The sequence below is a fragment of the Rhizobium sp. AN68 genome, from assembly GCF_030758035.1.
GTDB lineage: Bacteria > Pseudomonadota > Alphaproteobacteria > Rhizobiales > Rhizobiaceae > Agrobacterium > Agrobacterium tumefaciens.
Genome location: NZ_JARWMI010000003.1, coordinates 1,933,217 through 1,953,484 on the forward strand (window position 1 = coordinate 1,933,217; position 20,268 = coordinate 1,953,484).

Sequence of the window (20,268 nt, forward strand, 5' to 3'; positions counted from 1 at the left end):
ACTGTAGCGTCGTGACTGTAGACGCCTCTCAATCTATTGAGAGGTGAACATATGACGAGTGCGGCACCCAAGACCGGCTTCAGCAAGAATACGAAACTGAAGTCCGCATTGCTCCAGCACAAGGCGCTCTCGAAAAGCGGTTTTTCCGAACGGTTCTTCGGGGTTCTCTTTTCCGGTCTGGTTTATCCGCAAATCTGGGAAGACCCGGAAATCGATATGGAAGCGATGGAGCTTGCTGAAGGCCACCGCATCGTCACCATCGGCTCGGGCGGCTGCAACATGCTTGCCTACCTCTCCCGCAACCCTGCCAGCATCGATGTGGTGGATCTTAACCCGCATCACATCGCCCTCAACAAACTGAAGCTTGCGGCTTTCCGCCATCTCCCGGCCCATCAGGATGTGGTTCGCCAGTTCGGCCGCGCCAATACGCGCAGCAATAGTCACGGCTACGACCGCTTCATCGCCGACCATCTCGACGACACGACCAAGGCCTACTGGTCGAAGCGCACCCTGTCCGGCCGTCGCCGCATCTCGGTATTCGACAGGAACATATACCGCACCGGTCTGCTCGGCCGTTTCATCGGCGCCGGCCACCTTATGGCGCGCCTGCACGGCGTCAAGCTGACCGAAATGGCCAATAGCCGCACGCTGGATGAACAGCGTCGATTCTTCGACAGCAAGGTCGCACCGCTGTTCGACAAGCCGGTGGTGCGCTGGCTGACGAAGCGAAAAAGTTCGCTGTTCGGCCTTGGCATTCCGCCCCGCCAATATGACGAGCTGGCAAGCCTTTCCAACGACGGCACAGTCGCCTCCGTCCTCAAGGAGCGGCTTGAAAAGCTTGCCTGCAACTTTCCGCTCAGCGACAATTATTTCGCCTGGCAGGCCTTCGCGCGCCGTTATCCCGAGCCGCATGAGGGTGCCCTGCCCGCTTATCTCAAGCGGGAATATTACGAGACGATCCGCAACAACACCGCCCGCGTTGCCGTGCACCACGCCACCTATACCGAGCTGCTTTCCAAAAAGCCGGCAAACGGCGTCGATCGCTACATTCTGCTCGATGCGCAGGACTGGATGACGGATGTGCAGCTCAACGAATTGTGGTCGCAGATCAGCCGCACCGCCGCTCCCGGCGCCCGCGTCATCTTCCGCACCGCTGCCGAAAAGAGCGTGATCGAAGGCCGTCTCTCGGCCGATATCCGCAACCAGTGGATCTATCTCGAGGAACGCTCCAATGAGCTCAACGCCATGGACCGTTCGGCCATCTATGGCGGCTTCCATATCTATCAGAGGGCTCTGGCATGAAAACCATCGGCGAGAATGTCGGCCTTGCGGATGAGGCGCATGCGAGCCTGATGGACCGCATGTATCGCCACCAGCGGCATATCTACGATATTACCCGCAAATATTACCTTCTGGGCCGCGACAGGACCATTTCCGGCCTCGACGTGCCCAAGGGTGGCACGCTGCTTGAAGTCGGCTGCGGTACCGGCCGCAACCTGCTGCTGGCCAGCCGCAAGTTTCCGGAAGCAAGACTGTTCGGTCTCGATATCTCCGCCGAAATGCTGCTGACCGCATCCGAGAATTTTACCGGAAAGACGGAACGCCCCGTTCTGCGCGTGGCCGACGCCACCGCTTTCCGCGCCGCAGAATTCGGTCAGCCGGACGGTTTCGACCGAGTCATGATCCCCTATGCGCTTTCGATGATACCGGACTGGGAAAAGGCGATCGAACAGGCGCTGACAGCTCTCAAGCCCGGCGGCTCGCTGCACATCGTCGATTTCGGCCAGCAGGAACAATTGCCCAAGTGGTTCCGCGCACTTTTGCAGGCATGGCTCACCCGCTTCCACGTCGCGCCCCGCGCCAATCTCCGTTACGTTCTGGCCAACATGGCAGGCCGTTTTGACGGTAATCTCGAATTCGAGGAGATTGCCCGGGGTTACGCCTGGCGGGCCGTCATCACGCTTCCGGTCGCCGAAGTGCAGCCAAAAGTCAGCCGCATTCTGACAGACGCCTGATCTTCAAGGGTTACGGCGCCTCGCCTCTGCAAATGCGGGCGAGACGCTGCCAGCCGACGGTCCTACAAGTATACGCCAGTGAGGTGCTCAGGCATTTCGCTCGCCTGAAAGACCGCAAATCTCTTGGAATCCAGCGACTTGCGAGCCGAAAAAAGGCCACTGCCTCTTGCCATAACGGCTTGTTTACCATGTTATGGGTAAATCGGGAGATGCGGCGCGCCATTTTGCGGCCGTGGATGGGCAACAATAATTCATCAGGGTTCCAATGCGGCTGCGTCTATCGGCACTTTTGTCGGCTATGTTGTTGATCGGCGGTTGTACGTCCACGAGCTATGACCTGCTTGAAACGGCTTCTGTTTCCAAGCCGAAATTCTCCGATACCGACCCACAGGATTTTGGCACGAACAACCCGCATCGCCACGAGGTGCATGGCATCGACGTGTCCAAATGGAATGGCGACGTCGACTGGCGGACCGTTCGCAAATCCGGCGTTTCCTTCGTCTTCATCAAGGCCACCGAAGGCTCAGACCGCATCGATCCGAAATTCAGCGACCATTGGCGCAGTGCGGCGGCGGCAGATATCCTGCACGCGCCATACCATTTCTACTACTTCTGCTCGACAGCGGACGCTCAGGCCGACTGGTTCATCAGCAACGTGCCAAAGGAAGCCGTCACCCTGCCGCCGGTTCTCGATGTGGAATGGAACCCCTCCTCCCCCACCTGCAAGACGCGCCCGGCTCCTGGCATCGTCCGTGCCGAGATGCAGCGTTTCCTCGACCGCCTCGAGGCCCATTACGGCAAGCGCCCGATCATCTACACCTCGGTCGACTTCCACCGCGACAACCTCGTTGGCCAGTTCAAGAATTACCATTTCTGGGTGCGCTCCGTCGCCGCGCATCCCGCCAAGATTTACGAAGACCGGCAGTGGGCCTTCTGGCAATATACGGCCACCGGCGTCGTGCCGGGTGTCAACGGCCCAACCGACATCAATGTCTTCGCCGGAAGTGAGAAAAACTGGCGGAAATGGATCGCTTCGGCCAAATAATACGGCCAAGAAGCAACACATTCGAAAAATCGGCGTTCTTCTGCACCGGCAGATCGCTGGACCCGTTTTTTTGTCGCAAACATGTGGGTAAAGCGGGCTAACAACCTATCGAGGAAATTCCCATGCCCACTTTTCGGTCGCGCAGCATCATTTTTGCCGCCGCTCTGTCGCTTCTCTCCACCGGCTCCGCCCTTGCCACACCGCCTGTGGCCTCGCCTGACGATCCAAAGCAGGTTGCCTGCGGCGGTGATCTCGGCGCATTTCTTGAGGGCGTGAAGGCTGAGGCCGCTGCCAAGGGTGTTCCGGCCGCTGCCATCGAAAAGGCGCTGGCCGGCGCGCAGATAGACCCCAAAGTGCTTTCGCGTGACCGCGCACAGGGCGTCTTCCGCCAGACCTTCCTCGAATTTTCCCAGCGCACCGTCAGCCAGGCCCGTCTCGATATCGGCCGCAAGAAGCTGCAGGAGCTCTCGTCGACCTTTGCCCGTGCCGAGAACGAATTCGGCATACCGGCTGGCGTCATTGCTGCCTTCTGGGCCATGGAGACCGATTTCGGCGCCGTCCAGGGCGATTTCAACACCCGTAACGCGCTGGTGACCCTCTCGCACGATTGCCGCCGCCCGGAACTCTTCCGTCCGCAATTGCTGGCCCTCATCGAAATGGTCCAGCACGGCGATCTCGACCCCACGTCCAACACGGGTGCGTGGGCCGGTGAAATCGGCCAGGTACAGATGCTGCCCAAGGACATCATCGCCTTCGGCATCGATGGTGATGGCGATGGCCATGTCAACGTCAAGAGCAGCGCACCGGATGCGATCCTCACGGCGGCGAAATTCATCCAGCACCTCGGCTTCAAGAAGGGCGAACCCTGGATGCAGGAAGTTTCCGTACCGGAAAACCTGCCCTGGGAAAAATCCGGCCTTGGCGGTTCGCTTACCGCCGGTGACTGGTTTACCCTTGGCGTGACCCCGCGCGACGGTAACAAAAATTTCGCCTCCCTGCCCGCAGCCCTCATCATGCCGCAGGGCCGCAAGGGACCGACCTTCCTCACCTATCCCAACTTCAACATCTATCTGGAATGGAACCAGTCGTTCATCTACACGACCTCGGCTGCCTATTTCGCCAACCGTCTGATGGGCGCCCCTGTTTATAACAAGGGCAATCCCGATCCGGGCTTCGATGACGCGACGATGAAAGAGTTGCAGACCAAGCTTGAAGCGCGCGGCCACGATGTTGGCAAGGTGGACGGAATTCTCGGTTCCGGCACCCGCGTCGCCATCCAGAAGGAACAGCAGCGTCTCGGAATCCCTGCGGATGGATGGCCGACCCAGGCACTTCTCCAGGCGCTTTAACCTGTGTTAATCGCACCTTCGGGCCTTTAATCTATCGGCCGGAATCAAGGCTTAAACTGTTAATCTCGACCGGATGACTGGGGATAACACCCCGGTCATTTACTTTTTTTAAAGATATGAAGCACTGCGTGATGAGAAAATAATCTTTTATTTTCAATGAATTACAGAAATTACTTTTTTAAGCGGCGACAAAGCATGCTGCACCGCATCACAGAAACCGCTTTTCAAGTGCCACAAAACGGTCATATTATCGAACCTGTCAACAACAGGAGGCACCCATGGGACTTACAAAATCTCTCAATGCCTTGGCAGTCGGTTTGGCGTTTTTGTTCGTAGCGATGATGCTTTTCATCTGACGAGACGTGAAGACCAAACGCAGAAAAGAACCGTAGATGACACGAGTTTGAAAAGCGCAGGTCCTGTCGGGCCTGCGCTTTTTTCAAGTCGTAAATGGAATATCTGAAATCAGGCGGCGCTGCGGCGCAAACGCTCAAGACCGAGGTTCTCAAGCACCGCATCGACCAGCGGCGCACGGTTCATCGTGTAGATATGGAACTCGTTGACACCGCGCCGTTGAAGATCAGCGATTTGCTCGGCAGCAACTTCCGCCGCAACGCGGGCGCGTCCCTCGAGATCGTCATCATAACCTGCAAAACGCTCATCCAGAAAACTGGGCACACTGGTACCGCAGCGGCCGGCGAAACGCTTGAGCTGGGTCAGGTTCTGGATCGGCATGATACCCGGAACCACCGGAATGGTGATACCGGCAGCCGTAACCCGCTCCATGTAGCGCTCGAACACGTCATTATCGAAGAAGAACTGCGTCAGCGCCCGCGTTGCGCCGTTGTCCGCCTTGCGCTTCAGCATATCGATATCGACCGCATCGCTGGCGCTCTCCGGGTGCTTTTCGGGATAGGCAGAAACGGAAACCTCGAAATCGCTGATATCGCGTAGCCCCTTCACCAGAGCGGCGGCATTCTCGTAACCTTGCGGATGCGGCCTGTAGTCCGTGCCGATACCGGTCGACGGATCGCCGCGCAGCGCCACGAAATGGCGAACGCCAGCATTGCGAAACTCTTCAACGACCTGATGTACGTCGTCACGGCTGGCATCCACGCAGGTCAGGTGCGCGGCGGTCGGCAGATGACTGTCACCGATCATCCGGCGCACCGCATCCAGCGTCGGCGCCTTGGTGGAACCGCCCGCGCCATAGGTGACGGAGACGAAATCCGGATCCCATTTCTTCAGCTCGGCAACCGTTTCCCAGAGCTGGTTCTCCATCTCGGGGTTCTTGGGCGGGAAAAACTCGAAAGATAACCGGATATCCCCCCGGATTTCGCCATTGTGGCGCGCGGTTTCCGATCTCAACATATCATGCCCTCCCGGCAGCAAGTAAAACGGCCTCTTGCACCACATCGTCTGCCATCAGCAGCCGCTGGTCGCGGGCAACCCATATCGTGACGTCCAAGGATTCATCGGACGCCCGTTCAGAATGAAGATCGACGGCACGGTCGAGCACGAGCCCGGCCTTTTTCAGCCATTCATCCATAAGCGGATGCGAAAAGCCGAGCCGCACATGCGCATGCTCATCACGAAGATGCTCGAAGGAATGCGGTGCAAGATCGATGACGATCAGCCGGCCACCGGGACGTAGCATGCGGGCGGCTTCGGAAAGCGCGATCTCCGGCTGGTCGAGAAAATGCAGAACCTGATGGATGACGATCAGATCGAAATCCTGGCCTTCCAGCGGCAGGTTGAGAATATCACCATGGCGAACGGATGCATTGACCACGCCCGCCTTGTCCAGATTGGAGCGCGCCACCGACAACATGTCGCGGCTGGCATCGACCCCGATTGCCCGGCGATAGATGCCGCTCAGAAGCTGCAGGATGCGGCCCGTCCCGGTACCGAGATCGAGCAGCGAGTCGATTGGGGTGGTTCCGACCAGCTTCAGCAATGCCCCTTCCACGGCCTCGTCGCTCACATGCAGGCGGCGCAACTCGTCCCAGGCGGAGGCATTGCGGCTGAAATAATCCTGCGCCCGCTCCGCCCTTACCCGCTTGACGGTGGCAAGGCGTTCGCTGTCGCGCTGGAGAACGGCGTCAGAGGGCGATGCGGCGCCCAGCAGCTGCCTGATAACAACGGCGGGCTCGCCATCCTGCCGCAGGCGGAAATAGGCCCAGGCGCCCTCCTGATACCGCTCGATCAACCCTTCTTCCGTCAAAAGCTTGAGATGACGGGAAATACGGGGCTGCGACTGGCCGAGAATTTCGGTGAGATCGGTGACGGTCAGATCGCCGGCCGCCAGAAGCGCCAGCAAGCGAAAGCGCGTCGGCTCGCCGGCCGCCTTCAAGAGATCCACCAATTTATCCAAACCGAACGCCACGTCTGCCGCACCTTGCAATCTAATCAACATATAAAGATATCTTTATGTCGGCGTGACGCGAGATGCAAGCGCAATTTGCCACGCTCTCCCCTCAAGCCCCATTTATTGCATCAAAAAAGGCCCGCTTTTGGGCGGGCCTTTCTGAAGTGATCCGAGAACAGGATTAGCGCGTCAGGCGCTTGTAGCTGACGCGGCCGGGCTTGATGCTCTCAGGGCCGAGACGACGGACCTTGTCCTTTTCATAGTCTTCGAAGTTGCCTTCGAACCATTCCACGTGGCTGTCACCCTCGAAGGCGAGGATGTGAGTGGCCAGACGGTCGAGGAACATGCGATCGTGGCTGATGATAACGGCGCAACCGGCGAAGGCTTCCAGCGCTTCTTCGAGCGCTGCCAGCGTTTCCGTATCAAGGTCGTTGGTCGGTTCGTCGAGCAGCAGCACGTTGCCGCCTGCCTTCAGCATCTTGGCAAGGTGAACGCGGTTACGCTGACCACCGGAGAGGTTGCCGACCTTCTGCTGCTGATCGCCGCCCTTGAAGTTGAAGGCGCCGCAATAAGCGCGGGAGTTCGTTTCGAACTTGCCGAGCTTGATGATGTCGTTGCCGCCGGAGATTTCCTCCCAGACGGTTTTGTCACCCGCCAGCGTATCGCGGCTCTGGTCGACGTAACCAAGGTGCACGGTCTCACCAATGGTCACCGAACCGCTATCGGGCTTTTCCTGACCGGTGATCATGCGAAACAGCGTGGTTTTACCAGCACCGTTCGGGCCGATGACGCCGACGATGCCGCCCGGAGGCAGCTTGAAAGTGAGGTTTTCGATCAGAACCCGGTCACCATAGGACTTTGTGAGGTTTTCCGCCTCGATAACGACGCGGCCCAGACGCTCGGCGACCGGGATAACGATCTGCGCGTCACCGGGACGGCGATTTTCAGCGGCTTCCACCAGTTCGTCATAAGCGCGGATACGCGCCTTGGACTTCGTCTGGCGAGCCTTGGGGCTGGAAGCGATCCACTCCTGTTCGCGGCTGATGGCCTTCTGGCGCGAGGCGTCTTCGCGGGATTCCTGCTGCATGCGCTTGGCTTTTGCCTGCAGATAGGCGGAATAGTTGCCTTCGTAGGGAATACCACGGCCACGGTCGAGTTCGAGAATCCAGCCGGTGACGTTGTCGAGGAAGTAGCGATCGTGGGTGATCATCATCACGGCGCCGGGATAGTCGCGCAGGTGCTTTTCGAGCCAGGCGATGGTTTCGGCGTCAAGATGGTTGGTCGGTTCGTCGAGCAGCAGCAGGTCAGGCTGCGAAAGCAGCAGCTTGCAGAGCGCCACGCGGCGACGCTCACCACCCGAAAGGCCGGTTACTGCCGAGTCGCCAGGCGGGCAACGCAGCGCATCCATGGCCATTTCGACCTGATTTTCCAGATCCCACAGGTTCTGGCTGTCAATGATGTCCTGAAGCTTTGCGCCCTCATCCGCCGTTTCGTCGGAATAGTTCATCATCAGCTCGTTGTAGCGGTCGACGATTGCCGTCTTGCTCGCCACACCTTCCATGACGTTTTCCATCACGGTCTTGTTTTCGTCGAGCTTCGGCTCCTGCTCGAGATAACCGAGCGTCGCACCCTCAGCGAGCCAGGCCTCACCGGTATACTCCTTGTCGAGACCGGCCATGATCTTCAAAACGGTCGACTTACCGGCACCGTTCGGACCGAGGATACCGATCTTGGCATCTGGATAGAAGGAGAGATGGACGTTCTCAAGAACCTTCTTCGCGCCATAGGACTTGTTCAGCCCGGCCATGTGATAGATGAATTGACGTGCCATTGTAGCGAATGCTCCACATCGGATTTTAAAGAGTACGTATCGGGAAATTTGCCGCTATGTAGGGTAAATAGGACCTTGGGGCAACCTCTGGCACGATTATGACCCCATGATTATGACAAGGGATACCATGGCAGGCACGGGCGAAAGCATGAATGAGACGACGGATGACTTGACGTTCAGCCGGATTGAGAGGCTCGACGCTCCATCAGGCGCATCCATCGCCTTTCGCCATCAGCCCTCTGCCCTTTCTCCGGCGCGCGGCGTGCTGATGATCTGCCACGGCCTGGTGGAGCACGCCGGCCGTTACCGCCGTTTTGCCGATGTCATGGCAAAGCAGGGTTTCGAGGTATACGCCCACGATCATCGCGGCCATGGCCGCACAAAGGCTGCCGATGCGCCTCTCGGTCGCTTCGCCTGGAAGGACGGAGACAGCAAGGTCGTTGCCGATGTCATGGCGATGCGCCGGATGGTCGGCGAAAGACATCCCGGCCTGCCGGTCATCCTGTTCGGCCATTCCATGGGCGGCCTTGTGGCGCTCAACACCGCCGTCAGCCATCCGGATGCCTTTGATGGTCTGTCCATCTGGAATTCCAACCTCAATCCCGGTGTCATGGGCCGTCTTGCACAGATCGTGCTGCGCCTTGAAAAGATGCTGAAAGGCTCTGATGTGCCGAGCGCCATTCTGCCCAAAGCAACCTTCCGTGCCTGGAATGCCAGAATGCCGGAAAAACGCACTCATGCGGACTGGCTGAGCCATGACAGGGCAGCGGTGGATGCTTATGTGGAGGATCCGCTTTGCCAGTTCGAGGCCAGCGTCTCCCTGTGGCAGGATGTCTTTGAATTGTCCTATCGTGCGCCGAGGCTCATCGAACGCCTGCCGAAGACGCTGCCGATTTTGCTTGTCAGCGGCGATCAGGATGCCGCGACCAATGACGGCAAAGAGATCGTCTGGCTTGCCGAACGCTTCCGCGAAGCGGGTTTCGGCCATGTAGAGCACACGATCTATCGGGGCATGCGCCACGAAACCCTGAACGAGATCGGCTGGCAAGCCGTGGCTGCGGATTTCGCCGCCTGGTGCAGCCGCATCGTTGGCAACTGACGAGCCTTTGCCGAAACGGAATAAGTCCATGAGATAAAATCACATGCGGCAATGCGGGGAGACGTCTATAAACCGGCAAGCAGAAACCACCGGGGGACAAATGACCGAAACGCCGAACAGGAAACCGCCACTATCCGGCATTCGCGTCATCGAACTGGCGCGTGTTCTGGCCGGTCCCTGGGCGGGGCAGATGCTGGCCGATATGGGTGCGGATGTCATCAAGGTCGAGAACCCTGAAGGTGGAGACGATACCCGCGCATGGGGTCCGCCCTTTGTCGAAAGCGCAGATGGTGAAAACCTCTCCGCCGCCTATTACCATGCCACCAATCGCGGCAAACGCTCCATCGTCGCCGATCTCAAGACGGCGGAAGGCTGCGAACTGGTACGGCGGCTCGTGCGCACCGCCGATGTTGTCATCGAGAATTTCAAACGCGGCGGGCTTGCCAAATATGGCCTCGACTATGAGAGTCTCAGGGTTCTCAATCCGAAGCTGATCTACTGCTCCATCACCGGCTTCGGCCAGACCGGGCCCTATGCCGATTTCGCCGGATACGACTATATCGTGCAGGGCATGTCCGGCTTCATGTCGATCACCGGCGAACCCGACGGTCAGCCTATGAAGGCGGGCGTTGCCGTTGCCGATATCTTCACCGGCATCTATTCCGTGTCAGCGATTCAGGCCGCGCTGATCCACGCCATGCGGTCAGGTGAAGGCCAGCATATCGACATGGCGCTTCTGGACGTGCAGTCGGCCGTGCTCGCCAACCAGAATATGAATTACCTGATTTCCGGCAATGCCCCCGTCAGGCTCGGCAACGCCCATCCGAATATCTCACCCTACGAGGTCATGCCGACAGAGGATGGTTTTCTCATCCTGGCCGTCGGTAATGACGGCCAGTTCCGCCGTCTCTGCAAGATCCTCGGAATCGAGGCGACCGCCGATGACGAACGTTTCGCCACCAACAAGGCGCGCGTGGCGCATAAGGCAGAGGTGCGGCAGATCATTTCCACCGAAACGCTGAAATGGCAGAAGCGCGATCTTCTGACCGCTTGCGAGCAGAACGCCGTACCGGCCGGGCCAATCAACTCCATCGAGGAAATGTTCGCCGATCCACAGGTTCAGGCACGCGGCCTGCGTGTTGATCTCGAGGCGCAGGATGGCACCGTCATCCCCGGTGTGCGGACACCGATTATCATGTCACAGACGCCGCTGCGTTACGAACGCCCGAGCCCGAAGCTTGGCGAGCATCAGGCGCAAGTGCTGGCCGAACTGGAAAACATCGAAAGGACCACGACGCCATGAAAGCAACCGGAATGAAAAGAACAGGCGGACAACTGATCGTCGAAGCGCTGAAAGCCAATGGCGTCTCCCGCGTTTCCTGCGTTCCCGGTGAAAGCTATCTGGCGGTGCTGGACGCGCTCTATGAAAGCGGCATTGAAACCGTGGTCTGCCGCCAGGAAGGCGGCGCTGCCATGATGGCCGACACCTGGGGCAGGCTGACCGGCGAACCCGGCATCTGCATGGTAACGCGCGGTCCCGGCGCAACCAACGCCTCGGCCGGCCTGCATATCGCAAGGCAGGATTCCATTCCGATGATCCTGTTCATCGGCCAGGTACAGCGCGAAGCCCGCGAGCGTGAGGCGTTTCAGGAAGTGGAATATCGCCGCGCCTTTACCGAATTCGCCAAATGGGTGGGCGAGATCGACGATGCGCGCCGCATTCCGGAATTCGTCACCCGCGCCTTTGCCGTCGCCACCTCCGGCCGCCCCGGCCCCGTGGTGCTGACGTTACCCGAAGACATGCTGGTTGAAGAGGTTGAAGCCCCCGAGGCAAAGCCCTATACCCCGGTCGAAGCGCATCCCGGCCCGTCGCAGATCGCCGCTTTCTCAAAAATGCTGGGCGAGGCCAAGCGGCCAATCTTCATCATCGGCGGCACACGCTGGTCCGAAGAAAGCGTCGCAAGCTTCACGGCTTTTGCCGAAAGGAACAAACTGCCCGTCGGCTGCTCCTTCCGTCGCCAGATGCTGTTCGATCACTTGAGCCCATCTTACGCGGGCGATGTCGGCATCGGCATCAACCCGGCCCTGGCGAAGGAAATCAAGGAAGCCGACCTCGTGGTGCTGCTCGGCGGTCGCCTCTCGGAAATGCCTTCCTCCGGCTACACGCTGATCGACATTCCCTACCCGTCGCAGAAACTTGTCCACATCTACCCGGAAGCCGAAGAGCTTGGCCGCGTCTATCGCCCCGATCTCGCAATCTGCGCCTCACCGGATGATTTCGTCGCCGCCCTTTCTTCCGTAACGCTCCCCGATAACGCCGCCTGGGCGGACCGCACGGCCACCATGCATTCGGCTTACCTTACCTGGTCGACACCGCCGCAGACCGGTCCGGGCGCGGTTCAGATGGGTCCGATCATGGACTGGATCGAGGCCAACGTGCCGGATGATGCCATCTTCACCAATGGCGCGGGCAACTATGCCACCTGGGTACACCGCTTCCACCGCTTCCGCCGCTTCAACACTCAATCGGCGCCGACCTCCGGCTCGATGGGGTACGGCCTGCCGGCGGCCGTGGCCGCCAAGCACCTGTTTCCCGAGCGCGAGGTGATCTGCTTTGCCGGTGATGGCTGCTTCATGATGCATGGGCAGGAATTCATCACCGCCGTGCGGTATGGACTGCCTATCATCACCGTGCTGGTCAATAACGGCACCTATGGCACGATCCGCATGCATCAGGAGCGGGAATATCCCGGCCGCGTCAGCGGCACCGATCTCGTCAACCCGGATTTCGCGGCCTTCGCCAAGGCCTATGGTGGCCACGGCGAAACGGTCGAAAAGACGCAAGACTTCGCCGCCGCCTTCGAACGCGCCCGGGCAAGCGGCAAGGCCGCCATCATCGAGGTGAAGCTGGATGCCGAAGCGATCACGCCAACCCGCACGCTGACCCAGATCAGAAGCCGGACCTGATATTGCGCATGGACATGGCTCCGGCATGGTGTAAATCCTGACTAGAACATACAGGTTAGGAAACGACATGCCGGATGCAGCCCCTCCCGTCATCACCCCACGTGGCGCAAAGATCGAACCTTCGGCTGGTGCGCCATTCGAGGCCGTGCGCGTGGCACGCGATGTCCTGCACACATCCCGCACGGCGGCGCTCGCGACCCTCGATCCGGTCAGCGGTTATCCCTATACGACCGCCACCAATATCGGCATAGAGCCGGATGGTACACCGTTCTTCTTCGCGGCTGGCCTGACGCTGCATGCCCGAAACATGGAGGCCGACCCGCGCATCTCGTTGACACTTGCCCCCTTCGGCAAGGGCGACGCGCTGACGCTGCCCCGGCTGACACTGGTAGGCAAAGCGGAACTGATCGATCCGGAAGAAATGCCGCTTGCCAGACTGCGCTACATCGACCGCTATCCCAAGGCAAAACTCTACCTCTCTCTTCCCGATACAAGGCTCTACCGGCTGCGGACAGAGGGCGTGCAGATCAATGGTGGCCCTGCCCGCAACGCCAGCAACATCACACCTGCCGATCTGCGCAGTGACCTTTCCGGCGCGGAACAGCTGATGGCTGCGGCAGCGGACGAGGCCGCGCGCCTCAACGCCATCAAGGGCGAGGCATCACGGCTGGCCGCTCTTGCGGGTGCGAAAACCGCACGCTGGAAAATCACTTCCATAGACCCTGATGGTATCGACCTCGCCTCAGCCAACGACCTGGCACGGCTGTGGTTTGCAGAACGGGTGAAGACGTTGAAGCAGCTTGAGAAGGCGCTTGCTTAGCTTCTGAAATGAAGGGCGCAATCGATTCACAAACCTGGGACAATCGCCTCTCCTCCATCATGCTCGGGCCTGTTACGAGCATCTGCTACCTATCAATTAGCGATACGTGATTGGCTCCTCGGGACAAGCCCGAGGATGACAAAACGAGCGTTTCGAATTTTCCCAACAAAAAAGGCCGGGCTGCATTCCGCAACCCGGCCTTTTCTCGAAATCAAACCGTTACTCAGAGAGCAGCGGTAACGATGAACTCAACCTTGTAGTCCGGAGTAGCAAGCGCCGCTTCGCTGGTGGCGCGGGCCGGCGGGTTTGCCGGGTCGATCCATCCTTCCCAGACGGCGTTCATTTCGCCGAAGGTGGACATGTCGGAGAGGTAGATGATGGTCTGCAGGATTTTCGACTTGTCGGAACCGGCAGCGGCCAGCAGACGATCGACTTCAGCCAGCGCCGACTTGCTCTGATCGGTCACGGACACGCCCTCACCGACCTGGCCGGCCAGATAAACGGTGTTGCCGTGGATGACGGCGCCGCTCATGCGCTTGCCCGGTTCGATACGCTTGATGGTCATGGAAAACTCCTGTTGATTGGCTTTAGAAAATCGAATTATCCGCGGAAAATCAGCCGCGCAGGTGGTGGGTCTTTTCGTAGATCGCGGTCGAGCGCGCGCCGGAACGGCAATAGCCGAGCATCGGGCGCTGCAATTCGTCAAGCGCATCCACCATGCCGGTAACCGCATCCGCATCGACGCCGTAGCGGCCAACCGGTACATGCACGATGGTCAGGCCAAGCTGTTCGGCACGCTCGGCAATATCGGCGAAAAGCGGCTGGCCTTCTTCTTCGCCATCCGGGCGGTGGCAGACGATCGACTTGAAGCCGAGTGCCTTGACCTCGTCGAGATCGGCAACGCTGATCTGTCCCGTGACCGAATATTCGTCGTCTATGCGCCTGATATCCATATTAATGCCTCCGCTTAAACCGGCGCCTTGGCGCCGCTGGCACGCTGTCGCCACTGTCTGAAATCCGCATCCGATGTAAGGGCTCAAAACTCTTGCGTCAATGATGCGGCGCCTTCATTCGGTACACCATTCAGTCGCCTATTCAGAGGATGGAAAAGCGAAGACCATAGGAGCGGCTTTCGCCCGGCTGCAGCATATTGAACTCGCCGGCGGCCTCAAGCTCGCCGCGCCCCACCCAGCGGTGCGAAACCGGTTCGATGCCAAGCACATTGGCCGGATCCTTCTGGTTCCGCCACATCTGCAGATGGGGCAACGTCTCCGTGCCGAAACGTACTTTCAGCGTCTTGCCGCCAATTGCGGCAATCGGACCGAGAGCTAGTTCCGCCCATTCGTCCTGACCGGCGGAAACACAGAACACCGTGCCTGGCTCCTCGCCAAAGCGCCAGCCATGACCACCGCCATCGAGCATGGCACCTTCCAGCCGAACGGCCTCGTCAAACAGCCGCGCGCCGACATTCATGTGGTACATCAGAAAAACCGGGATCGGCCGCGAACTCGTATTGACGATCCGGTCATCGAGGCTGACTTCGCCGCTTCCGCCATCGATGCGCCATGTCCGCTCGAGAAGGGCCGTGCCGCCATCGGCAAGGTTCACGGGAACCTCGGCACGCGCCAATGCATTGGACTCATGAACGTCGAAGGCAACTATCTTGGCGGGATGCGCGGAGAAGGACCCATGCAAAGGATATCGACGCCCCTCGCCCTCACCGCCGATCGGTTCGGGATGGCGGATATGATCGGGACCGCAGGTGAACAGAAAGCCTTCCAGCGAATGGTCGATGCGCGGATCGCCATCATCTGGAATGGCACGGCCGGGCGCGATGTCGATACCATCGACAACACAGGCGCCAATATCGAAAACGGAGGTTTCATCGAGGAAAATGCATGGCGATTTGCCGGCCTGAAACGAACGCAAGACAACCTCCCTGTGGCAGTAAAAGCGCAATAATCACGGAAACGCTACTGACCGTGACGTAAATTAAGATTGCTTTAACCGTGAATTCACCTTTTTCACAATAGGGTCAAGATTACGGTGTGTTTATCGGTGAACGAAGTAAGGGATAGCAGAATCGTGAAACAGTTTGTTAACGCAGCTCTGGGTCTGGCGATTGCCTTGGCGGCGGTCTGCGCGCCTTTACAGGCTGGCGCGCAGCAGCGTTATGGCTATCAGGAACAGCCGGTTCTGGTGACGCCGGATGGCCGTGTTCTCGATTTCGTGCCCCAACGTGGCGACATCGTCATCAGTCGCGACAATATGGGCCGCACGGTATTTTATGACCGGTACGGCAACCTGCTGGCCACTGAAATGCCGTCAGGCTATCAGCAGCGGCAACAGGTACAGCAGCGCGACACAACCTATTACCCCCGCCCCCGGCGGTGAATATCGTGAGCCGCAGCGAGATTACGGTTATCAGGATAATGGAAGCGTGCGCGATTACCGCGAATATCGCGGCAATGGTTCCGGCGATGATGTCTATACCGGCTCGGTTCCCGGCCCGGGCGCTGTCGAAAGCGCGCCGCTCAACCAGCCGATGCCCGAAGAAAGCACCACGGCTGCCGTTCCGCAGCCGCAGCACCTGATCGAGCGCCACACGCCCGTCACCACACCGGTCAACCGGTCTCGCCAGGAGATCGTGGCACTTCAGACCTTCCTCGACCGCGAAGGCATCTCGCCCGGCGTGATCGATGGCAAGATGGGCGACAACGTCAACAAGGCGATTGCCGCCTGGCAGGACATGACCGGCGAAAAGCTCGACCCGAACAATTCCGAGGACATTCTCGAGCGTCTGCGCGCCTCCGGCGGCATGCCGATCGTCGATTATACGATCACCGCAGCCGATGCAGCCGGCCCCTATGTCGCCTCCATTCCGGATGACTATGCGGAGAAGTCGCAGCTACCCGCCCTCTCCTTCACCTCCACGTCGGAGGCGTTGGCCGAACGCTTCCACATGGACGAGACCTATCTGAAAGAACTGAACCCCGGCATCGATTTTTCCGTGCCCGGCACCATCATCAAGGTTGTCAATCCGGGGGAACCCAAAAAGGGACAGGTGGCCCGCATCGTCGCGCATAAGGGCATCAAGCAGGTCTTCGCTTATGGAGAGGATGGTGCTCTGATCGCCGCCTATCCCGCCACCATCGGTTCTACGGACACGCCTTCGCCAAGCGGCACGCACACCGTCGAGCGCGTCGCGCTTAATCCGGGTTACACCTACAATCCGAAGATCAACTTCAGGCAGGGCCAGAACGACAAGATCCTGCAAATTCCGCCCGGTCCAAACGGCCCAGTTGGCACGGTCTGGATTGCCCTTTCCAAACCGACCTACGGTATCCACGGCACGCCGGAACCCTCGAAGATCGGCAAGACTAACAGCCACGGCTGTATCCGCCTCACCAACTGGGATGCGACGGAGCTGGCAAAAATGGTCCGCCCCGGCGTCGTGGTGGAATTCGCGGAATAGGTTTGACCGCGAAGACGAATTGCAAAAGCCCGGCGGATGTCATTCCGCCGGGCTTTTTCGTTGATGGATGTTATCCGCGCTTTTCGGTCAGGAAGTAAAGCAGCGCCGCCGCTGGTAGAGCAAAGCCGACACAGGACGCAGCACCCCATTCCCCGACGGAATAGGCCCAGCCGCCGACGGCAGAGCCGATCGCACCGCCCATGAAAAATGTCGCCATGTAGACGCCGTTCAGACGGCTGCGGAATTCCGCCCCGAGCGTGAAGATGGCGCGCTGACCGAGCACCAGATTGGTGGTGACGCCGAAATCGAGAACGATGGCGGCGACCACGAGAATGCCGAGTGCCAGATGCGATCCTTCGGGTGCAAGATGCGTGACGGCGAATGACAGCGCCGCTGCCACCATCGCGGCAAAAGTAGCGGCATAGGTCCAGCCCCGGTCAGCCATGCGCCCCGCAATCGGCGCGGCGACGGTGCCTGCTGCACCGGCAAGGGCAAACAGCGCGATCTGGCCCTGGCTGAGATTGAAATGCGGCCCGCTCAGATAAAGCGGCGTCGTCGTCCAGAACAGGCTGAAGGCAGCAAACAGGAAGGCGTGATAGATCGCCCGCCGCCGCAGGATAGGCGTATGGGCGGCAAGCCTGCCCATGGAGGCCATCAACGCCCCATAACCCAGCCTTGCCTCAGGCACGCGAACGGGCAAAAGGCGATAGAGCACAACGGCGAGAATTGCCATGACGCCAGCCGACGTCAGGAACACACCGCGCCAGGAGACCACTTCCGACAGGAGGCTGGAGACCGGGCGCGCCAGCATGATACCCGCCATCAATCCGCTCATGACATTGCCGACTACCCGCCCTCGAACAGCGTGCGGCGCCATGTGCGCCGCATAGGGAACGATAACCTGCACCGCGACCGAACTGATACCGACCAGAAAGGCCGCAATCAGAAAAGGTGCCGCATGCGGGGCAAAAGCCGCCGCGAGGAGCGCAAGCACCGCCATCGAAACGGTGCTGACGACCAGCCTGCGATTCTCGACCAGATCGCCAAGCGGCACGACGAACAGCAGGCCGACGCCGTAGCCGATCTGCGTCAGGGTCACGATCAGACCGGTTGCGCCGGCAGACAGGCCAAGCTCCGCCCCGATGATGCCGGCAAGTGGCTGGCCATAATAAAGATTAGCCGCAATCAGTCCGCAGGCGGTAGCCAGCAGAAAAGTCAGGGCCGGGGAAATGGATGTTTCGTAAACATCCTCCCCTTCAACTACACGCGTCGTCATCATTTTCTCCAATATGGAAACGAATGTTTCCTAAATAGCCACAAAATTATTCGGCAAGTTTCAGGGCGATATCCACCACGGCCGTCATCTCTTCCAGACTGCGCCCGGTCTTTCCCACCACCCGCATGCCGTACATCATGCACAACATCGCTCTGGCGAGATCATCGGGATTGGTCTTCGACTGCACTGAACCGTCCCTCTGCCCCTCAGCCACCAGTCGGGCAACGATCCGCTCCCTCGCCTTCACCGCCCGCTCGACCACGACAGCGATATCGTCGTCTAGTGCGGCGAGATCGGCGGCGGCGCCAACCACGAGGCATCCATCCGAACCGGTGGCACCGTGCGACCGTTCCGCATAAAACATCAGGCCGGCTCGCAAACGCTCGTAACCGGTATCGTAACCGGCAACGGCGGCTTCAAACCGCTCCGTCTGCAAGGTCCTGTAGCGCTCCATCGTCGCGATGAAGATGGATTTCTTGTCCTTGAAAGCCTTGTAGAGACTGCCCTGCGCCAGTTCCATCGCATCGGTAAGATCACCGACAGAGGTGGCGTGATACCCGCGCCTAGAAAAAACACGGATTGCTCCATCAAGCGCGCGGTCGATATCGAACTCGCGCGGCCTGCCGCGATGGCGTTGTTCCGGGGAATTGGTGTGGCTGGTATCGGTCATGATCGCAATATAGGAAATGATCATTTCCAAATCAAGCAAAAATAATGCCCGCACCTCCAGCAGTCCGGGCATTGGCAGTGTTCTCAAGCCGCCTTGCGGGTGAAAAAGCGTGCGGGTTGCGTGCCGAACCGCGACAGGCGTTTCGGCAAAAGGCCTAGCACCTCGCTCGCGAATGCTTTCGCATTCTCCACCGCCTTGTCGATATTGCTGACCTTGTCCTTGTCGAGACAGAGAAGCGTGCCGCCATAATCGAAGATATCGCGATAGGCCGCTCTTTCGACAATCGGCGTATTCAGAACCGAAACGTTTTTCTCGGCCAGCAGCATTTTGACGAGCAGCAGCGAGCGGGTCGCCACCATGGCGTTGACCCGCGTCAGCACGATGGAGTGGGCGATCGCCTTGCCCATCTTGCAGTTCAGGAACTCGATATGGTCAAGAACCTCGGCAGCCCCGCGCGCATCCATGGCGCAGCCCTGCACCGGTATCAGCACATGGTCGGAAATACCAAGCGCCATGGTCAGAAGCGGGTTTTTCGCTCCCGGCAGATCGATGATGAAACAGTCGGTATTGGCATTGTTTTCGCGGATATGCCCCTCGAGGGACGCCATCGTGACATGCGAAATTACCGAGAGATTTTCAATCTCGCCTGATAATTCGTGCCAACGGGAAATCCACAATTGCGGATCGGCATCCAGAACCGTTACGCGGTGGCCGCTGCGGGCAAGTTCGGTTGCCAGAAGCAATACGGCAGTTGTTTTTCCCGCGCCGCCCTTGGTGTTGGCAAAAGTAATGACAGGCATGATATCCCCTGATGATCAGAGCCGTTTCATGCTCATTCATGCACCGAACCAATCATGGTGCTTTCCATAACCTTAACGAACATGGTTAAGAAAAGACTAAGATCGTTTGTGTGGACAACAAAAAAGCCCGCGATAAATCGCGGACTTTTGCCATCTGATTGATCACGCCAGCTTTCGGCAGGAACCCACATCGTCCGCGCGCAGGCGGCCGGCTTTTAGATCCTCGTACTTCGGCAAGTTCAGGGAACTGCCCAGCCTTTTCTCAACGGTTGCACGATCAAGCGTAATCATGCGTCCGGCGCTGGTGAAGGACACCATGCCGTTCTTTCCAGAATACGCCATAGTCGCGCGCATTTCACAGAAATAGCGGTCTGAACCCCTGGACAAATTCCATCCCCGGATTCCCGCCTTATTGCTCGACAGAGCTCCGACTTTGTAACCCTGACCGGAAAGTTCCCTGAAAGAAGCGGCCTGCGCCACAAGGGGCAGGCTTAGAAACGCCACTGCGAGCAATGGCGAAAAAACTGAAAATCTCATGGCTGCCATAACTACC

The 20,268-nt window shown here is 59.1% G+C and carries 18 protein-coding genes and 1 pseudogene; 9 read left to right on the plus strand and 10 right to left on the minus strand.

Translation table 11 applies throughout. From position 1 onward, the window contains the following. Positions 1 to 51: 51 nt before the first annotated feature. The 4 genes from RBH71_RS22570 to RBH71_RS22585 all read left to right on the plus strand — a co-directional run bounded on the left by RBH71_RS22570 (position 52) and on the right by RBH71_RS22585 (position 4,409). Positions 52 to 1,302 (plus strand): DUF3419 family protein, encoded by a 1,251-nt coding sequence (locus tag RBH71_RS22570; protein ID WP_003513269.1) that lies wholly within the window; start codon positions 52 to 54, stop codon positions 1,300 to 1,302. Continuing rightward, entirely contained in the window at positions 1,299 to 2,015 is a 717-nt protein-coding gene (locus RBH71_RS22575) for a class I SAM-dependent methyltransferase (protein WP_003513272.1), read from the plus strand. The genes RBH71_RS22570 and RBH71_RS22575 overlap by 4 nt, the downstream gene beginning before the upstream one ends. Positions 2,016 to 2,280: 265 nt before the next feature. Next, entirely contained in the window at positions 2,281 to 3,060 is a 780-nt protein-coding gene (locus tag RBH71_RS22580) for a GH25 family lysozyme (protein ID WP_035251825.1), read from the plus strand. Positions 3,061 to 3,182: 122 nt separating this feature from the next. Next, a complete protein-coding gene (locus RBH71_RS22585; protein ID WP_003513276.1) occupies positions 3,183 to 4,409 on the plus strand; it encodes a lytic murein transglycosylase in 1,227 nt (408 codons plus the stop codon). 465 nt (positions 4,410 to 4,874) lie between these two features. Here RBH71_RS22585 and metF read toward each other — a convergent pair whose 3' ends face one another. The 3 genes from metF to ettA form a co-directional block, all read right to left on the minus strand. Next, on the minus strand, positions 4,875 to 5,780 hold the full coding sequence (gene metF, locus RBH71_RS22590) for a methylenetetrahydrofolate reductase [NAD(P)H] (protein ID WP_003513283.1): 906 nt from the start codon (positions 5,778 to 5,780) through the stop codon (positions 4,875 to 4,877). Position 5,781: 1 nt separating this feature from the next. Beyond that, positions 5,782 to 6,795, minus strand: coding sequence for an ArsR/SmtB family transcription factor (locus RBH71_RS22595; RefSeq protein ID WP_019565268.1), 1,014 nt, complete (start codon positions 6,793 to 6,795; stop codon positions 5,782 to 5,784). A gap of 163 nt (positions 6,796 to 6,958) precedes the next feature. Further along, on the minus strand, positions 6,959 to 8,608 hold the full coding sequence (gene ettA, locus RBH71_RS22600) for an energy-dependent translational throttle protein EttA (protein ID WP_003513287.1): 1,650 nt from the start codon (positions 8,606 to 8,608) through the stop codon (positions 6,959 to 6,961). A 127-nt stretch (positions 8,609 to 8,735) separates the two neighbouring features. Here ettA and RBH71_RS22605 point away from each other — a divergent pair, with 127 nt between their 5' ends. The 4 genes from RBH71_RS22605 (at position 8,736) to RBH71_RS22620 (ending at position 13,494) form a co-directional block, all read left to right on the plus strand. After that, the gene (locus tag RBH71_RS22605) at positions 8,736 to 9,707 is read left to right on the plus strand and encodes an alpha/beta hydrolase (RefSeq protein WP_003513288.1); all 972 of its coding nucleotides are present in this window, start codon (positions 8,736 to 8,738) and stop codon (positions 9,705 to 9,707) included. Between the two features lie 100 nt (positions 9,708 to 9,807). Next, complete coding sequence (locus RBH71_RS22610) at positions 9,808 to 11,010, plus strand: CaiB/BaiF CoA transferase family protein (protein ID WP_003513290.1); 1,203 nt, start codon at positions 9,808 to 9,810, stop codon at positions 11,008 to 11,010. Further along, positions 11,007 to 12,674 (plus strand): thiamine pyrophosphate-binding protein, encoded by a 1,668-nt coding sequence (locus RBH71_RS22615; RefSeq protein ID WP_003513292.1) that lies wholly within the window; start codon positions 11,007 to 11,009, stop codon positions 12,672 to 12,674. Before RBH71_RS22610 ends, RBH71_RS22615 begins: the two co-directional genes overlap by 4 nt. 67 nt (positions 12,675 to 12,741) lie before the next feature. Beyond that, positions 12,742 to 13,494, plus strand: a complete 753-nt coding sequence (locus tag RBH71_RS22620; RefSeq protein WP_003513293.1) for a HugZ family protein — start codon at positions 12,742 to 12,744, stop codon at positions 13,492 to 13,494. A 223-nt stretch (positions 13,495 to 13,717) separates the two neighbouring features. On the opposite strand, the gene RBH71_RS22625 is transcribed toward RBH71_RS22620, so the two are convergent. From RBH71_RS22625 to RBH71_RS22635, 3 genes are all read right to left on the minus strand, one after another. Next, positions 13,718 to 14,059 carry a RidA family protein gene (locus RBH71_RS22625; RefSeq protein ID WP_003513295.1) on the minus strand — a complete coding sequence of 114 codons (342 nt, stop codon included), beginning with the start codon at positions 14,057 to 14,059 and terminating at the stop codon, positions 13,718 to 13,720. Between the two features lie 49 nt (positions 14,060 to 14,108). Further along, positions 14,109 to 14,447, minus strand: a complete 339-nt coding sequence (locus tag RBH71_RS22630) for a TIGR01244 family sulfur transferase (RefSeq protein WP_003513297.1) — start codon at positions 14,445 to 14,447, stop codon at positions 14,109 to 14,111. Between the two features lie 142 nt (positions 14,448 to 14,589). Further along, entirely contained in the window at positions 14,590 to 15,423 is an 834-nt protein-coding gene (locus RBH71_RS22635; RefSeq protein ID WP_003513300.1) for an aldose 1-epimerase family protein, read from the minus strand. A 156-nt stretch (positions 15,424 to 15,579) separates the two neighbouring features. On the opposite strand from RBH71_RS22635, the pseudogene RBH71_RS22640 reads away from it, so the two are divergent. Then, a pseudogene (locus RBH71_RS22640) lies at positions 15,580 to 16,969 on the plus strand (L,D-transpeptidase family protein). A gap of 70 nt (positions 16,970 to 17,039) precedes the next feature. On the opposite strand, the gene RBH71_RS22645 reads toward RBH71_RS22640, so the two are convergent. From RBH71_RS22645 to RBH71_RS22660, 4 genes are all read right to left on the minus strand, one after another. Continuing rightward, a complete protein-coding gene (locus tag RBH71_RS22645; RefSeq protein WP_003513305.1) occupies positions 17,040 to 18,245 on the minus strand; it encodes an MFS transporter in 1,206 nt (401 codons plus the stop codon). A 46-nt stretch (positions 18,246 to 18,291) separates the two neighbouring features. Beyond that, positions 18,292 to 18,939: a TetR/AcrR family transcriptional regulator gene (locus RBH71_RS22650; protein ID WP_323687496.1), complete on the minus strand. Its 648-nt coding sequence runs from the start codon at positions 18,937 to 18,939 to the stop codon at positions 18,292 to 18,294. Positions 18,940 to 18,998: 59 nt separating this feature from the next. Then, entirely contained in the window at positions 18,999 to 19,715 is a 717-nt protein-coding gene (locus RBH71_RS22655) for a ParA family protein (RefSeq protein WP_003513309.1), read from the minus strand. A gap of 162 nt (positions 19,716 to 19,877) precedes the next feature. Then, entirely contained in the window at positions 19,878 to 20,252 is a 375-nt protein-coding gene (locus RBH71_RS22660) for a hypothetical protein (protein ID WP_244420490.1), read from the minus strand. Positions 20,253 to 20,268: the final 16 nt, after the last annotated feature.